The 17,822-nt window shown below is 44.3% G+C and carries 5 protein-coding genes, 6 tRNA genes and 6 rRNA genes; 2 read left to right on the top strand and 15 right to left on the bottom strand.

Annotation, left to right across the window (positions count from 1 at the left end; all coding sequences use genetic code 11):
• Positions 1–138: 138 nt before the first annotated feature.
• Both AY601_RS25810 and AY601_RS25805 read right to left on the bottom strand, forming a co-directional pair.
• Positions 139–284: transfer RNA gene (locus tag AY601_RS25810), tRNA-Asp, on the bottom strand.
• A 23-nt stretch (positions 285–307) separates the two neighbouring features.
• Positions 308–418, bottom strand: a tRNA-Asp gene (locus AY601_RS25805).
• 154 nt (positions 419–572) lie between these two features.
• Between AY601_RS25805 and AY601_RS21500 the strand changes: the two genes are divergently transcribed.
• Positions 573–1,049, top strand: a complete 477-nt coding sequence (locus AY601_RS21500; RefSeq protein ID WP_068404967.1) for an Lrp/AsnC ligand binding domain-containing protein — start codon at positions 573–575, stop codon at positions 1,047–1,049.
• A gap of 362 nt (positions 1,050–1,411) precedes the next feature.
• On the opposite strand, the gene rrf (AY601_RS21495) is transcribed toward AY601_RS21500, so the two are convergent.
• The 12 genes from rrf (AY601_RS21495) to AY601_RS21440 all read right to left on the bottom strand — a co-directional run bounded on the left by rrf (AY601_RS21495) (position 1,412) and on the right by AY601_RS21440 (position 14,113).
• Positions 1,412–1,523, bottom strand: a 5S ribosomal RNA gene (rrf, locus tag AY601_RS21495).
• 156 nt (positions 1,524–1,679) lie between these two features.
• Positions 1,680–4,561: ribosomal RNA gene (locus tag AY601_RS21490) — 23S ribosomal RNA — on the bottom strand.
• A gap of 223 nt (positions 4,562–4,784) precedes the next feature.
• A tRNA-Ala gene (locus AY601_RS21485) sits at positions 4,785–4,858 on the bottom strand.
• A gap of 15 nt (positions 4,859–4,873) precedes the next feature.
• A tRNA-Ile gene (locus AY601_RS21480) sits at positions 4,874–4,947 on the bottom strand.
• A 220-nt stretch (positions 4,948–5,167) separates the two neighbouring features.
• Positions 5,168–6,689 (bottom strand): 16S ribosomal RNA (locus AY601_RS21475).
• The 16S, 23S and 5S rRNA genes sit together here with 2 tRNA genes alongside, the layout of an rRNA operon.
• 861 nt (positions 6,690–7,550) lie before the next feature.
• The gene (locus AY601_RS21470) at positions 7,551–7,739 is read right to left on the bottom strand and encodes a hypothetical protein (protein ID WP_068404965.1); all 189 of its coding nucleotides are present in this window, start codon (positions 7,737–7,739) and stop codon (positions 7,551–7,553) included.
• A complete protein-coding gene (locus AY601_RS21465) occupies positions 7,726–8,307 on the bottom strand; it encodes an AAA family ATPase (RefSeq protein WP_068404963.1) in 582 nt (193 codons plus the stop codon). The genes AY601_RS21470 and AY601_RS21465 overlap by 14 nt, the downstream gene beginning before the upstream one ends.
• Before the next feature lie 527 nt (positions 8,308–8,834).
• Positions 8,835–8,946, bottom strand: a 5S ribosomal RNA gene (gene rrf, locus AY601_RS21460).
• 157 nt (positions 8,947–9,103) lie between these two features.
• A 23S ribosomal RNA gene (locus AY601_RS21455) occupies positions 9,104–11,985 on the bottom strand.
• A 223-nt stretch (positions 11,986–12,208) separates the two neighbouring features.
• A tRNA-Ala gene (locus AY601_RS21450) sits at positions 12,209–12,282 on the bottom strand.
• A gap of 15 nt (positions 12,283–12,297) precedes the next feature.
• Positions 12,298–12,371 (bottom strand) — tRNA-Ile (locus AY601_RS21445).
• Positions 12,372–12,591: 220 nt separating this feature from the next.
• Positions 12,592–14,113 (bottom strand): 16S ribosomal RNA (locus AY601_RS21440).
• Positions 14,114–15,037: 924 nt separating this feature from the next.
• Between AY601_RS21440 and AY601_RS21435 the strand changes: the two genes are divergently transcribed.
• Entirely contained in the window at positions 15,038–15,433 is a 396-nt protein-coding gene (locus AY601_RS21435; RefSeq protein WP_068404961.1) for a hypothetical protein, read from the top strand.
• A 10-nt stretch (positions 15,434–15,443) separates the two neighbouring features.
• On the opposite strand, the gene AY601_RS21430 is transcribed toward AY601_RS21435, so the two are convergent.
• Positions 15,444–17,753, bottom strand: a complete 2,310-nt coding sequence (locus tag AY601_RS21430) for a Tex family protein (RefSeq protein WP_068404959.1) — start codon at positions 17,751–17,753, stop codon at positions 15,444–15,446.
• Positions 17,754–17,822: the final 69 nt, after the last annotated feature.

Genomic DNA, 17,822 nt, shown 5'->3' with positions numbered 1-17,822 from the left:
TTTTCTATCGTTTTTCTATACTGCTAAACTAGCCTGGAATTGTTAATTTACTTCACACGATAGATTAAGTTTAAAAAATAAAAAGGGTAATCCGCCTCCGGATCACCCTAATTAACTAACTTATTAAAATAAAAAAACTGGCTGTTGGGGAAGGAGTCGAACCTTCAAGGGGAAGTTAGCTGCAGTTCAAAAAATTAATTTGTGGTCAACCCATAAACTGTGTTTATCCCATGATCCCCACCACCGAGACAAGGAGGTGTGTCTGCCAATTTCACCACCCAACATTAAATAAAGAACAATCATTCTTTGGCTGTAGGGGAAGGAGTCGAACCTTCAAGGAGTGGTTAGCCTTTTCAGGTTTTCCATATTCTCCACCACCGAGACAAGGAGGTGCGTCTGCCAGTTCCACCACCCTACAGAGTATAAGCAATTATTAAAATGAACGTTTTTTTCTTACTTGCTTGATACAAATGTAATGATAGACTACATACGTTGCAAATATTTTAAAGATTTAATTTCATTATTACGACTATTGTAATTATATTAGATTATCATTATAATTAATTGAAATCATGCTCAAAAAAGAAAGCCAAAATTTAGAAATTGATAACCTCGATATTGACATTTTAAAGCAACTGATGCAGGATGCCACCAAACCCTACACAGAAATAGCTAAAGATTTGATCGTTTCGGGAGGAACAATTCACGTCCGGATGAAAAAACTACAGGAAATGGGGATTATAAAAGGATCACATCTAATTATCGATCCGCAGAAAGCGGGATATGACATCTGTGCTTTTCTTGGTATATACCTGGAAAAAGGAATTCAATATAAGGATGCTGTCGAACAACTCAGCAGAATTAAAGAGGTTGTGGAACTTCATTATACGACCGGAGCGTATAGCATGTTTGCTAAAATCATATGCAGAGATACAAATCATTTACGCCATGTCCTGAATGAAGAGATCCAGGCAGTAGAAGGTATACAGCGGACTGAAACATTAATCTCACTAGAAGAAAGTATCAGAAGACAAATAGAGTTAGGATAGAATATTTACCTGCGCTCAGATCGAATAATACTTATGGGGTGATATCAATCAAGTGAACAATTACAGATAATGTGTTAGAGGGCTTATAATGGGAGATAACGTTTTGAGTTCTCCCTTTATTGATATCAGAGATAAAATAGATTTAAACACATTCATCAATAATAGCTGCAGCGCTGATTTACAAAAAAGCTGCAGGCTGATGATGAGTTACGTTATCATCAATAGCTTTATTCATCAATAGCAGTGGAGCTTGTTTACAAAATGACTGTAAACAAGAAGATAAATACCTGTAATACTTATTTTATTTACAAAAAAGTCTGTAAATAAGAAAAGCCTGCAGTTTCCTACAGGCTCTCTTTAAGATTTGGCACCGACCTACTCTCCCACGTGTTACCGCAGTACCATCGGCTCTGGTGGGCTTAACTTCTCTGTTCGGAATGGGAAGAGGTGGACACCACCGATATAGGCACCTAAATGTCTTTATCCAGCTTTTGTTTGATCGCTTTCTACAGCGATTGCTCGATTGATATTGTAATGGTCTGCTCCTGCTCTGCTGTTTGCAGGCGGGTATCAAACGATGACATATTATTGAAAGAAGTTAGTTATGAAGAACAAACAACAGTTTATTGCTCTTGAAAGCTTCGGATGATTAGTATTACTCGACTATGCTGTCACCAGCTTTACATCTGTAACCTATCAACGTAGTAGTCTGCTACGGTCCTATATGGAATTCTCATCTCGTGGCTAGTTTCGCACTTAGATGCTTTCAGCGCTTATCTATTCCCAACGTAGCTACTCTGCAATGCCCCTGGCGGAACAACAGATTCACTAGAGGTTAGTCCAACCCGGTCCTCTCGTACTAAGGTCAGCCCCACTCAAAATTCCTACGCCCACAACAGATAGGGACCGAACTGTCTCGCGACGTTCTGAACCCAGCTCGCGTGCCACTTTAATCGGCGAACAGCCGAACCCTTGGGACCTTCTCCAGCCCCAGGATGTGACGAGCCGACATCGAGGTGCCAAACCTCCCCGTCGATATGAGCTCTTGGGGGAGATCAGCCTGTTATCCCCAGCGTACCTTTTATCCTTTGAGCGATGGCCCTTCCATGCAGAACCACCGGATCACTATATCCGTCTTTCGACCCTGCTCGGCTTGTCTGCCTCACAGTCAAGCAAGCTTATGCTATTGCACTCCTCATACGGTTACCAAGCGTATTGAGCTTACCTTTGAAAGCCTCCGTTACCTTTTTGGAGGCGACCACCCCAGTCAAACTACCCATCAAACAATGTCCCCTCATTCAAGGGTTAGACACCGAATACAAAAAGGGTGGTATTTCAACGTTGACTCCAGAACGCCTAGCGACGCCCCTTCATAGTCTCCCACCTATCCTACACATCCTGTATCCAATGTCAATGTTAAATTGTAGTGAAGGTGCATGGGGTCTTTCCGTCCCGTTGCGGGTACCCGGCGTCTTCACCGGGACCACAATTTCACCGAGCTCATGGCTGAGACAGCGCCCAGATCGTTACACCATTCGTGCAGGTCGGAACTTACCCGACAAGGAATTTCGCTACCTTAGGACCGTTATAGTTACGGCCGCCGTTTACTGGGGCTTCGATTCAATGCTTCTCCTTTAACAGATGACATCCCCTCTTAACCTTCCAGCACCGGGCAGGTGTCAGGCCTTATACTTCATCTTTCGATTTTGCAAAGCCATGTGTTTTTGTTAAACAGTCGCCTGGGCCTTTTCACTGCGGCTGACATTGCTGTCAGCGCCCCTTCTCCCGAAGTTACAGGGCCATTTTGCCGAGTTCCTTAGCCATGATTCACTCGAGCACCTTAGAATTCTCTTCCCGGATACCTGTGTCGGTTTGCGGTACGGGTTTTTATAACCTGAAGCTTAGCGGTTTTTCTTGGAAGTCTGATTACCTGCGCTATCCACTTACCCGAAGGCTTGCGGTACTATCGACCTTCAGCTAGAGTGGCGGATTTGCCTACCTCTCCAATACCTACAGTCTTTAACGATCTATTCCGTCAGATCGCGGCAGTGTCACTACTCCGTCCCCACATCGCAGTTATAAAAAGTACTGGAATATTAACCAGTTGTCCATCGAATTTCCCCTTCGGGTTCTCCTTAGGCCCCGACTAACCCTGATCCGATTAGCGTTGATCAGGAAACCTTATCCTTTCGGTGGGCAGGTTTCTCGCCTGCCTTATCGTTACTTATGCCTACATTTGCTTTTCCAGAAGCTCCACCACAACTTACGTCATAACTTCGCTGCCGCTGGAATGCTCCCCTACCGTAATATTTAATATTACCCATAGCTTCGGTGTACTACTTTATGCCCGTTTATTATCCATGCACGATCGCTCGACTAGTGAGCTGTTACGCACTCTTTAAATGAATGGCTGCTTCCAAGCCAACATCCTAGCTGTCTAGGCAATCGCACCTCGTTAGTTCAACTTAGTAGTAACTTGGGGACCTTAGCTGATGGTCTGGGTTCTTTCCCTCTCGGCCCGTGACCTTAGCACCCCGGGCCTCACTGCAGTGTATATTTATTAGCATTCGGAGTTTGTCTGGATTTGGTAGGATTTGACTCCCCCGCACCCAATCAGTAGCTCTACCTCTAATAAACTTGACCACCACGCTGTTCCTAAAAACATTTCGGGGAGTACGAGCTATTTCCCAGTTTGATTAGCCTTTCACCCCTACCCACAGATCATCCGGAAACTTTTCAACGTTTATCGGTTCGGTCCTCCAGTACGTGTTACCGCACCTTCAACCTGTCCATGGGTAGATCACAAGGTTTCGCGTCTACCTCCCCTGACTATACGCCCTATTCAGACTCGCTTTCGCTTCGGCTGCGTGTCTTAAACACTTAACCTTGCCAGAGAAGAGTAACTCGTAGGCTCATTATGCAAAAGGCACGCCGTCACGCCACCTGGACGCTCCGACCGCTTGTAAGTACACAGTTTCAGGTTCTATTTCACTCCCCTGTTCGGGGTTCTTTTCACCTTTCCCTCACGGTACTGGTTCACTATCGGTCTCTCAGGAGTATTTAGCCTTACCGGATGGTGCCGGCAGATTCCCACAAGGCGTCTCCGACCTCGCGGTACTCAGGATACTACTAGACTAATGTTACTTACGTGTACGCGGCTCTCACGCTATTTTGCCAGGCTTCCCATCCTGTTCCACTTCATTTCATTAATGCCATATCGTAGTCCTACAACCCCAGCTATGCCGTAACATAACTGGTTTGGGCTCTTTCCCGTTCGCTCGCCACTACTTAGGAAATCATTATTATTTTCTCTTCCTCTGCTTACTTAGATGTTTCAGTTCGGCAGGTTTGCGCATCGTAATGCGACTAGTCTTCAACTAGCCAGGTTTCCCCATTCGGAAATCTCCGGATTAATTCATATTTGCTAATCCCCGGAGCTTATCGCAGCTTATCACGTCCTTCATCGCCTCTGAGAGCCAAGGCATCCCCTGTGTACTCTTTCTTACTTTCTTCTCTCCATAGCCTTTTGCGCCTATGGAAATGCTTTTTTATTCTGTTATTAACCTTACAGTTGGTATCGGTGCAAGCACTTTTACTTCCCTTCAAGCTAACAACGTCTCTATTGTTGTTTGCTCTTCTTTATTAACTTCTTCCAATATGTCAAAGAACTTTATTGTCCCAACGCTTTTAAGGCGTCTATTTCCTGTAGCTTTTATCTTAACTACGGGCCAATCGTGGAGAATAACGGAGTCGAACCGTTGACCTCCTGCGTGCAAGGCAGGCGCTCTAGCCAGCTGAGCTAATCCCCCTTAGAATATATAATGTAGTCCCGAGCAGATTTGAACTGCTGACCCCTACATTATCAGTGTAGTGCTCTAACCAACTGAGCTACGGGACTATTTTCCTGGGTCAGGGTTGTTGTTGAGGTGTCTCAGCACAATTCCTTTTCCTCGGTCAATTCCTTCTTTCAGCAGGTGAACAACACTCATGTTGATGTTTCATCCTATGGGTTTTTCTTTTTGAGATTTTATTGTCATTTACTTATATACTTAGTTACTCTATGTGTTAGAGTTTCATTGGTATATCATTTACGCAGCGAGTAATCTGTCTTACTCCAGAAAGGAGGTATTCCAGCCGCACCTTCCGGTACGGCTACCTTGTTACGACTTAGCCCCAGTTATCGGTTTTACCCTAGGACGCTCCTTGCGGTTACATACTTTAGGTACCCCCAACTTCCATGGCTTGACGGGCGGTGTGTACAAGGCCCGGGAACGTATTCACCGTATCATTGCTGATATACGATTACTAGCGAATCCAACTTCAAGAGGTCGAGTTGCAGACCTCTATCCGAACTGTGAATGGCTTTTGGAGATTTGCTTGCTGTTACCAGCTTGCTGCCCTCTGTACCATCCATTGTAGCACGTGTGTAGCCCCGGACGTAAGGGCCATGATGACTTGACGTCGTCCCCTCCTTCCTCTCTGTTTGCACAGGCAGTCTGTTTAGAGTCCCCACCTTGACGTGCTGGCAACTAAACATAGGGGTTGCGCTCGTTGCGGGACTTAACCCAACACCTCACGGCACGAGCTGACGACAGCCATGCAGCACCTAGTTTCGTGTCCTTGCGGACTCATCTATCTCTAAATGATTCACTAACTTTCAAGCCCGGGTAAGGTTCCTCGCGTATCATCGAATTAAACCACATGCTCCTCCGCTTGTGCGGGCCCCCGTCAATTCCTTTGAGTTTCAATCTTGCGACCGTACTCCCCAGGTGGAATACTTAACGCTTTCGCTTAGCCGCTAACTGTGTATCGCTAACAGCGAGTATTCATCGTTTAGGGCGTGGACTACCAGGGTATCTAATCCTGTTTGATCCCCACGCTTTCGTGCCTCAGCGTCAATTTAACCATAGTAAGCTGCCTTCGCAATCGGTGTTCTGTGACATATCTATGCATTTCACCGCTACTTGTCACATTCCGCCTACCTCTAGTTCATTCAAGCTCTTCAGTATCAAGGGCACTGCGATGGTTGAGCCACCGTCTTTCACCCCTGACTTAAAAAGCCGCCTACGCACCCTTTAAACCCAATAAATCCGGATAACGCTTGGATCCTCCGTATTACCGCGGCTGCTGGCACGGAGTTAGCCGATCCTTATTCCTTCGGTACATTCAGCTATCTACACGTAGATAGGTTTATTCCCGAATAAAAGCAGTTTACGACCCAGAGGGCTGTCTTCCTGCACGCGGCATGGCTGGTTCAGAGTTGCCTCCATTGACCAATATTCCTTACTGCTGCCTCCCGTAGGAGTCTGGTCCGTGTCTCAGTACCAGTGTGGGGGGTCATCCTCTCAGATCCCCTAGACATCGTGGTCTTGGTGGGCCGTTACCCCGCCAACTAACTAATGTCACGCATGCCCATCTTAATCCTATAAATATTTGATCATTGCACAATGCTGTGCTGTGATTTTATGCGGTGTTAATCCGAATTTCTTCGGGCTATCCCCCTGATTAAGGTAGGTTGCATACGCGTTACGCACCCGTGCGCCACTTTCCTCCTTAGCAAGCTAAAGAGTATCGTTCGACTTGCATGTATTAGGCCTGCCGCTAGCGTTCATCCTGAGCCAGGATCAAACTCTCCATTGTAAAATGTTATGTTTGAACGCTGACCATTCTTAACTTGTATTAATAATAGTCTTATTCTTATTTGTCTGTCAGAACAGACTTAAAAAACTCGCGCGGTTCATGTACTTTGAACTTGTACGTGTTTACCTCGCTACGTTTGTAAATGACATCTCTTTAATGAACTTCTCGGCAGCACCTCACGGTTGCCTTTATATGTTGCAATGAATTGCTTTACAGCGCCTCATCGTTTCAGTCTTGTAATTGTGACCTGCTAACATCCGTTAGTGATCTTCCCGTTTTTGTTGGGACTGCAAAGGTAGAAATATTTTTCGTTCTGTCAAGCTTTTTCTTTTTTATTTTTAGAAAGTTTTAATTCCTTTCTGAAGCTTAACAACAACCTCTACTTTACATCCTTTCAATCTCCTTCACTGTATCCTTTTCACTGTTTCCCTTCCTCCGAAGCGGGATGCAAAAGTAGGAAAATTATCCCATCCGCCAAACAATATCACACGAATAATTGTATACATCCCCTAACTGCATGGTTTACAACCACAAAAACTTCAAACCAAATATAACAGGAACTTATAAACTGTATTTTTAGCAGAAAACCCAGCTAAAAATCAATATCCTTTATTAGGACAAATCCCATGATTCTTCTCATTTCCATCTGTTAAGCGCTATTTTTTTATCGAAAGATTAAGTAAGCGGGAAGAATAATAATCAAAATTAGTAATACAGTATAGATGAAAATGATAAAACAAGCAATAGGAATAAGATTATTATAAATTAAAACCTATAAAAGAATATTATTGATACCTGAGAGGGATAGGTATTAGAGAAGAATATAGATACTAATTGATTAATAGTTTATCAGATGATGAATTATTTAGATAATGTCTTCAGCAGATCTTTGGCAGGCACAGATTTAGCATTTCCCTCCTTATCACCAATAACAAGATCCTCGTTATTTACAGCAGCTTCCTCAGCCAGCTTACGCAAAGCTTGTTTAAGACCAACCATTACCTTATCAGTAAACGTGCCATCTTGAATTAAAGAATCAGGTCTTTCCATGATTTTTCTGTTTAATGAGCGTATTCCAAAGTTCGTTATTAAATACTGTTTTTCCAAAGCTGTCATACTTGGCAATCACTTCAGGTATCAGGTCCATATTGTTTACGATTGTCCACTCATCACATAATGGCATATACAGGTTATATAAATTATAAATGCCCCGGTAATATCTGCGCTCTATTACATTTGCAGGAATATGATGTCCTCCATTGCTCACCCGCTTAGCAACACGCTCTACGGTCAGATTTGGAGAACTTAACCAAAAGTACAATAGGCTGACCTTGTAATCCAGCAGTTTCGCCTGTTTAACCACGGAAACATAACTTCGGCTGGCCAATGTAGTTTCAAATCCAAAATCAGCCCCGGCTACCATTAATTCACGGATACGTTTGAGCATAATTCTACCAGCTTCAAAAGCTACGCTTTCAGGATTAAAAGGGGATAGGCCGCAGGCAATGTTATCAGCATTCACAAACTCCATACAATTTAAGATTTCTGGCAGGATAGTATTACTCGCGGTAGTTTTACCTGCACCATTGCAACCAGATATGATATAAAGATTAGCCAAGGGATTCAGCCTTTCTATCGAAGAACTGAACAGATAATAGCAGTCCTATCAAAAATGCCAATTGCATTCTGCCCCGCATATAGAGGATTGATCGTTTCATCAAATTAAAGATATAAATTATCTTTCTCAAAGTTCAGGGAATAGTATTGAAGTTTCTACTGATCCAGGAGCCCGGCCAGTCCGGAGTTCGAATCCCCCACACTATAATTGTAGAGTGATACCAATGGCGATTAATTATAGATAATGTGTTAGAGGGCTTATAATGGGAGATAACGTTTTGAGTTCTCCCTTTATTGATATCAGAGATAAAATAGATTTAAACACATTCATCAATAATAGCTGCAGCGCTGATTTACAAAAAGTCTTTAAACCTCCCAAGCGGTGAATTGAATTCATAAGAATGGTGGATAGGGTGCTGCAGTGCTTGTTTACAAAAAAGAGATCAATGCCAAAAAAGCTGTAGTGTTGATTTACAAAAAAGTCTGTAAACAAGAAAAGCCTGCAGTTTCCTACAGGCTTTCTTTAAGATTTGGCACCGACCTACTCTCCCACGTGTTACCGCAGTACCATCGGCTCTGGTGGGCTTAACTTCTCTGTTCGGAATGGGAAGAGGTGGACACCACCGATATAGGCACCTAAATGTCTTTATCCAGCTTTTGTTTGATCGCTTTCTACAGCGATTGCTCGATTGATATTGTAATGGTCTGCTCCTGCTCTGCTGTTTGCAGGGCGGGTATCAAACGATGACATATTATTGAAAGAAGTTAGTTATGAAGAACAAACAACAGTTTATTGCTCTTGAAAGCTTCGGATGATTAGTATTACTCGACTATGCTGTCACCAGCTTTACATCTGTAACCTATCAACGTAGTAGTCTGCTACGGTCCTATATGGAATTCTCATCTCGTGGCTAGTTTCGCACTTAGATGCTTTCAGCGCTTATCTATTCCCAACGTAGCTACTCTGCAATGCCCCTGGCGGAACAACAGATTCACTAGAGGTTAGTCCAACCCGGTCCTCTCGTACTAAGGTCAGCCCCACTCAAAATTCCTACGCCCACAACAGATAGGGACCGAACTGTCTCGCGACGTTCTGAACCCAGCTCGCGTGCCACTTTAATCGGCGAACAGCCGAACCCTTGGGACCTTCTCCAGCCCCAGGATGTGACGAGCCGACATCGAGGTGCCAAACCTCCCCGTCGATATGAGCTCTTGGGGGAGATCAGCCTGTTATCCCCAGCGTACCTTTTATCCTTTGAGCGATGGCCCTTCCATGCAGAACCACCGGATCACTATATCCGTCTTTCGACCCTGCTCGGCTTGTCTGCCTCACAGTCAAGCAAGCTTATGCTATTGCACTCCTCATACGGTTACCAAGCGTATTGAGCTTACCTTTGAAAGCCTCCGTTACCTTTTTGGAGGCGACCACCCCAGTCAAACTACCCATCAAACAATGTCCCCTCATTCAAGGGTTAGACACCGAATACAAAAAGGGTGGTATTTCAACGTTGACTCCAGAACGCCTAGCGACGCCCCTTCATAGTCTCCCACCTATCCTACACATCCTGTATCCAATGTCAATGTTAAATTGTAGTGAAGGTGCATGGGGTCTTTCCGTCCCGTTGCGGGTACCCGGCGTCTTCACCGGGACCACAATTTCACCGAGCTCATGGCTGAGACAGCGCCCAGATCGTTACACCATTCGTGCAGGTCGGAACTTACCCGACAAGGAATTTCGCTACCTTAGGACCGTTATAGTTACGGCCGCCGTTTACTGGGGCTTCGATTCAATGCTTCTCCTTTAACAGATGACATCCCCTCTTAACCTTCCAGCACCGGGCAGGTGTCAGGCCTTATACTTCATCTTTCGATTTTGCAAAGCCATGTGTTTTTGTTAAACAGTCGCCTGGGCCTTTTCACTGCGGCTGACATTGCTGTCAGCGCCCCTTCTCCCGAAGTTACAGGGCCATTTTGCCGAGTTCCTTAGCCATGATTCACTCGAGCACCTTAGAATTCTCTTCCCGGATACCTGTGTCGGTTTGCGGTACGGGTTTTTATAACCTGAAGCTTAGCGGTTTTTCTTGGAAGTCTGATTACCTGCGCTATCCACTTACCCGAAGGCTTGCGGTACTATCGACCTTCAGCTAGAGTGGCGGATTTGCCTACCTCTCCAATACCTACAGTCTTTAACGATCTATTCCGTCAGATCGCGGCAGTGTCACTACTCCGTCCCCACATCGCAGTTATAAAAAGTACTGGAATATTAACCAGTTGTCCATCGAATTTCCCCTTCGGGTTCTCCTTAGGCCCCGACTAACCCTGATCCGATTAGCGTTGATCAGGAAACCTTATCCTTTCGGTGGGCAGGTTTCTCGCCTGCCTTATCGTTACTTATGCCTACATTTGCTTTTCCAGAAGCTCCACCACAACTTACGTCATAACTTCGCTGCCGCTGGAATGCTCCCCTACCGTAATATTTAATATTACCCATAGCTTCGGTGTACTACTTTATGCCCGTTTATTATCCATGCACGATCGCTCGACTAGTGAGCTGTTACGCACTCTTTAAATGAATGGCTGCTTCCAAGCCAACATCCTAGCTGTCTAGGCAATCGCACCTCGTTAGTTCAACTTAGTAGTAACTTGGGGACCTTAGCTGATGGTCTGGGTTCTTTCCCTCTCGGCCCGTGACCTTAGCACCCCGGGCCTCACTGCAGTGTATATTTATTAGCATTCGGAGTTTGTCTGGATTTGGTAGGATTTGACTCCCCCGCACCCAATCAGTAGCTCTACCTCTAATAAACTTGACCACCACGCTGTTCCTAAAAACATTTCGGGGAGTACGAGCTATTTCCCAGTTTGATTAGCCTTTCACCCCTACCCACAGATCATCCGGAAACTTTTCAACGTTTATCGGTTCGGTCCTCCAGTACGTGTTACCGCACCTTCAACCTGTCCATGGGTAGATCACAAGGTTTCGCGTCTACCTCCCCTGACTATACGCCCTATTCAGACTCGCTTTCGCTTCGGCTGCGTGTCTTAAACACTTAACCTTGCCAGAGAAGAGTAACTCGTAGGCTCATTATGCAAAAGGCACGCCGTCACGCCACCTGGACGCTCCGACCGCTTGTAAGTACACAGTTTCAGGTTCTATTTCACTCCCCTGTTCGGGGTTCTTTTCACCTTTCCCTCACGGTACTGGTTCACTATCGGTCTCTCAGGAGTATTTAGCCTTACCGGATGGTGCCGGCAGATTCCCACAAGGCGTCTCCGACCTCGCGGTACTCAGGATACTACTAGACTAATGTTACTTACGTGTACGCGGCTCTCACGCTATTTTGCCAGGCTTCCCATCCTGTTCCACTTCATTTCATTAATGCCATATCGTAGTCCTACAACCCCAGCTATGCCGTAACATAACTGGTTTGGGCTCTTTCCCGTTCGCTCGCCACTACTTAGGAAATCATTATTATTTTCTCTTCCTCTGCTTACTTAGATGTTTCAGTTCGGCAGGTTTGCGCATCGTAATGCGACTAGTCTTCAACTAGCCAGGTTTCCCCATTCGGAAATCTCCGGATTAATTCATATTTGCTAATCCCCGGAGCTTATCGCAGCTTATCACGTCCTTCATCGCCTCTGAGAGCCAAGGCATCCCCTGTGTACTCTTTCTTACTTTCTTCTCTCCATAGCCTTTTGCGCCTATGGAAATGCTTTTTTATTCTGTTATTAACCTTACAGTTGGTATCGGTGCAAGCACTTTTACTTCCCTTCAAGCTAACAACGTCTCTATTGTTGTTTGCTCTTCTTTATTAACTTCTTCCAATATGTCAAAGAACTTTATTGTCCCAACGCTTTTAAGGCGTCTATTTCCTGTAGCTTTTATCTTAACTACGGGCCAATCGTGGAGAATAACGGAGTCGAACCGTTGACCTCCTGCGTGCAAGGCAGGCGCTCTAGCCAGCTGAGCTAATCCCCCTTAGAATATATAATGTAGTCCCGAGCAGATTTGAACTGCTGACCCCTACATTATCAGTGTAGTGCTCTAACCAACTGAGCTACGGGACTATTTTCCTGGGTCAGGGTTGTTGTTGAGGTGTCTCAGCACAATTCCTTTTCCTCGGTCAATTCCTTCTTTCAGCAGGTGAACAACACTCATGTTGATGTTTCATCCTATGGGTTTTTCTTTTTGAGATTTTATTGTCATTTACTTATATACTTAGTTACTCTATGTGTTAGAGTTTCATTGGTATATCATTTACGCAGCGAGTAATCTGTCTTACTCCAGAAAGGAGGTATTCCAGCCGCACCTTCCGGTACGGCTACCTTGTTACGACTTAGCCCCAGTTATCGGTTTTACCCTAGGACGCTCCTTGCGGTTACATACTTTAGGTACCCCCAACTTCCATGGCTTGACGGGCGGTGTGTACAAGGCCCGGGAACGTATTCACCGTATCATTGCTGATATACGATTACTAGCGAATCCAACTTCAAGAGGTCGAGTTGCAGACCTCTATCCGAACTGTGAATGGCTTTTGGAGATTTGCTTGCTGTTACCAGCTTGCTGCCCTCTGTACCATCCATTGTAGCACGTGTGTAGCCCCGGACGTAAGGGCCATGATGACTTGACGTCGTCCCCTCCTTCCTCTCTGTTTGCACAGGCAGTCTGTTTAGAGTCCCCACCTTGACGTGCTGGCAACTAAACATAGGGGTTGCGCTCGTTGCGGGACTTAACCCAACACCTCACGGCACGAGCTGACGACAGCCATGCAGCACCTAGTTTCGTGTCCTTGCGGACTCATCTATCTCTAAATGATTCACTAACTTTCAAGCCCGGGTAAGGTTCCTCGCGTATCATCGAATTAAACCACATGCTCCTCCGCTTGTGCGGGCCCCCGTCAATTCCTTTGAGTTTCAATCTTGCGACCGTACTCCCCAGGTGGAATACTTAACGCTTTCGCTTAGCCGCTAACTGTGTATCGCTAACAGCGAGTATTCATCGTTTAGGGCGTGGACTACCAGGGTATCTAATCCTGTTTGATCCCCACGCTTTCGTGCCTCAGCGTCAATTTAACCATAGTAAGCTGCCTTCGCAATCGGTGTTCTGTGACATATCTATGCATTTCACCGCTACTTGTCACATTCCGCCTACCTCTAGTTCATTCAAGCTCTTCAGTATCAAGGGCACTGCGATGGTTGAGCCACCGTCTTTCACCCCTGACTTAAAAAGCCGCCTACGCACCCTTTAAACCCAATAAATCCGGATAACGCTTGGATCCTCCGTATTACCGCGGCTGCTGGCACGGAGTTAGCCGATCCTTATTCCTTCGGTACATTCAGCTATCTACACGTAGATAGGTTTATTCCCGAATAAAAGCAGTTTACGACCCAGAGGGCTGTCTTCCTGCACGCGGCATGGCTGGTTCAGAGTTGCCTCCATTGACCAATATTCCTTACTGCTGCCTCCCGTAGGAGTCTGGTCCGTGTCTCAGTACCAGTGTGGGGGGTCATCCTCTCAGATCCCCTAGACATCGTGGTCTTGGTGGGCCGTTACCCCGCCAACTAACTAATGTCACGCATGCCCATCTTAATCCTATAAATATTTGATCATTGCACAATGCTGTGCTGTGATTTTATGCGGTGTTAATCCGAATTTCTTCGGGCTATCCCCCTGATTAAGGTAGGTTGCATACGCGTTACGCACCCGTGCGCCACTTTCCTCCTTAGCAAGCTAAAGAGTATCGTTCGACTTGCATGTATTAGGCCTGCCGCTAGCGTTCATCCTGAGCCAGGATCAAACTCTCCATTGTAAAATGTTATGTTTGAACGCTGACCATTCTTAACTTGTATTAATAATAGTCTTATTCTTATTTGTCTGTCAGAACAGACTTAAAAAACTCGCGCGGTTCATGTACTTTGAACTTGTACGTGTTTACCTCGCTACGTTTGTAAATGACATCTCTTTAATGAACTTCTCGGCAGCACCTCACGGTTGCCTTTATATGTTGCAATGAATTGCTTTACAGCGCCTCATCGTTTCAGTCTTGTAATTGTGACCTGCTAACATCCGTTAGTGATCTTCCCGTTTTTGTTGGGACTGCAAAGGTAGAAATATTTTTCGTTCTGTCAAGCTTTTTCTTTTTTATTTTTAGAAAGTTTTAATTCCTTTCTGAAGCTTAACAACAACCTCTACTTTACATCCTTTCAATCTCCTTCACTGTATCCTTTTCACTGTTTCCCTTCCTCCGAAGCGGGATGCAAAAGTAGGAAAATTATCCCACCTACCAAACAATATCACACTAATAATTGTATACATCCCCTAACTGCATGATTTCCAACTAAAAAAAATTCAACAGCTGGTACAAACCCTGTACATGCAAAACACAAACGCCCATCAATACTTGGTAATTCCGTCTTTAGCACATCCAAAACAAAGAATTTATACCAAATACTGATTTGGTAATCAATCTCAAATCTAAACAAAACCCTAAAAAAATATTAATAAGACACCAAAAAGAACCTTTCACTTGTTCAAATTAACCTTAAAGCCCTTTTCAACTATTGTTCAAGCCCTATACTAGCTGGGTTGTCTTGCAGTTTGATACGGGTTTGAAGCGCCTTTGATACGGGTTTGATACGGGTCGAGGCGTTTCAAACCCGTATCAAACCCGTATCAAAGGCGCTTCAAACTGCTACAGAACCCTGCCAGTAACCAGCTTGAAATATTGGAGAACATGAGCACAATACTCCCCAATCCACGCCTTAACAAGGTTCACGATTTTAACCAGGCAATCACTTTACGATTTAGAGGAGAAATCAGCAAAGCAGATATAAATGAAGTATCAGGAAGTTTGCATCAGGACTTTATCATGGTAACGCCAGACGGATCTGTTAAAAAACAGGAGGATCTGGCCACCTGGTTACCCACAGTATTTGGTACCAAACCTGGATTTTCTGCTGTAACAGGTCAGTTCATCGTGAGTTATTCGGCAGACCATATGGCTATCATCGTGTATCATGAAATGCAAAAACCCCCATTAGCAACAAATAACCGCAGATCTAATGCCTTATTTATTGCTGATGGGGAGGGAAAAATAACATGGCGCCATTTACAGGGAACCTGGTTATAAAAACGTTATATTATTTAAACTTATTTTTCAAAGCTTCCAGCTTCATTTGCAAATCACCTTCCGGTTGTACTTTTGCTTGCTGAGGCTTTGGTTTGTTATGCTGAGATCTATTGGCCGGTTCAGCCCTGTTGTTTTCAGGCTTTCTCTGGGTAGCAGGCCGCTCTACTTTAGCACGTGCAGCAGGTTTAGCTGCATTTTCGCTTTTCATAGATAAAGAAATACGTTTCCGTACCACATCAATCTCTTTGACGGTCACTTCTACCTTCTGGCTAACTTTAACTACGTCATTAGGATTAGCCACAAATTTATCAGCTAACTGACTGGTATGGACTAAACCATCCTGATGTACACCTATATCAACAAAAGCACCAAAATTGGTAATGTTAGTTACAATACCCCATAACTTCATACCTACCTTTAAATCATTAATCTCATTCACACCATCCGTAAAACTGAATGCCTCAAAAGCTTCCCTGGGATCTCTTCCAGGTTTAGCTAATTCTTTCATGATATCATTTAATGTAGGTAAACCCACATTTTCACTAATATATTGCGGCAACTTGATCTGCTTCTGAAGCTTTACATCTTTTAAAAGCTCGTCTACAGAATGACCTAAATCTTTAGCCATCTGATTCACCAAAGCGTAACGCTCCGGGTGAACACCACTTGCATCCAATACCATAGCCGCATCTCTGATTCTTAAGAAACCAGCCGCCTGCTCATAAGCCTTATCTCCTAAACGTGGAACTTTCTTTAAACTCTCACGATTTTTGAACGCACCGTGCTCATTTCTATAAGTCACAATATTTTGTGCCAACTGCGGTCCTAATCCAGAAACGTAGGCTAAAACTTGTTTTGAAGCTGTATTTAATTCCACACCAACTGCGTTTACACAACTTATTACGGTATCATCCAGCGATTGCTGAAGCTTAGTCTGATCTACATCGTGCTGATATTGTCCAACTCCAATAGATTTAGGATCAATTTTAACCAATTCAGCCAAAGGATCCATTAACCTGCGGCCAATTGAAACAGCACCACGCACAGTAATATCCTGAGTTGGAAATTCTTCACGGGCAACTTCTGATGCAGAATAAATAGAAGCACCATTTTCATTCACCATTACAATCAGAACACCTTGCAAGTTTAATCCTCTGATAAAAGTCTCAGTTTCTCTTCCTGCGGTACCATTTCCAATCGCAATAGCTTCCACTTCATGTTTAACACAAAGTTTTTGGATCGCATCCGCAGCATTTTTTATATTTCCTTGTCCAGTATGCGGATAGATTGTTGTATTCTCTACTAATTTACCCTGTCTGTCCAGGCATACCACTTTGCAACCTGTACGGAAACCCGGATCAACTGCTAACACATTTTTCTGGCCCATTGGTGCAGCCAGTAATAATTGCCTTGCATTTTCGGCAAATACACGGATTGCTTCTTCATCTGCTTTTTGTTTAGCTAACAAGCGAAGTTCTGTTTCCATTGCCGGGCCTAACAGACGTTTGTAACAGTCATGTAAGGCCAATTCTACTTGTTTAGAAGCAGCACCATTCCCTTGAATAATCTGCTTTTCCAAAATTGCAATCGCACCATCCTCTTCAGGCATAGCCTCTAATTTCAGTATAGATTCATTTTCGCCGCGTCTCATTGCTAAAACACGGTGAGAAGGTGCAGATTTTACTGATTCTTGCCACTCGAAATAATCCTTATATTTTATCCCCTCTTCTTCTTTCCCTTTAATTACAGAAGACTTCATGATTGCTTTCTGCTGAAAATACTGACGCATGTCTGTACGGACTTCTGCATTTTCGTTGATCATTTCTGCAATAATATCTCTTGCACCCGCCAAAGCTTCTTCCGTATTCTCCACACCAAGCTCTGTATTCAGATATTTAGCCGCTTCTTCGTCAGGGTTTAATTTACCCTGTTCAAAAATTAGCAGTGCTAAAGGCTCCAAACCTTTACGCCTGGCTTCAGAAGCTCTTGTTTTCCTTTTTGGTTTATAAGGAAGATAGATGTCTTCAATAGTTGTGATGTTTTCAGCTGCATTAAGCTGAGCTTCAAGCTCTGGCGTTAATTTACCCAGCGTGGTCAGTGCTTTCAGAATAGCCTCACGTCTTTTGTCTAACTCACGTAGTTGCTGGAAACGGTCACGAACCGCAGCTACCTGTACCTCATCTAAACTCCCGGTCACCTCTTTACGGTAACGGGAAATAAAAGGTACAGTCGCTCCTTCATCTAATAATTCAATAGTTGCAATAACCTGTTTTTCTGAGACTGCTAGTTCTGCAGCAATAATCTTTGAGTGATTATTCATGTTAAAATATTGGGTGATGTTTTAAGAAACAGCTTCGGTAAGTCAGTTTCTGTGAATTTATATTTCTTC

The sequence above is a fragment of the Pedobacter cryoconitis genome (assembly GCF_001590605.1).
GTDB lineage: Bacteria > Bacteroidota > Bacteroidia > Sphingobacteriales > Sphingobacteriaceae > Pedobacter > Pedobacter cryoconitis_A.
The sequence above is the reverse complement of the archived record's forward strand: the minus strand, read 5'-3'. Positions and strand labels throughout refer to the sequence as shown.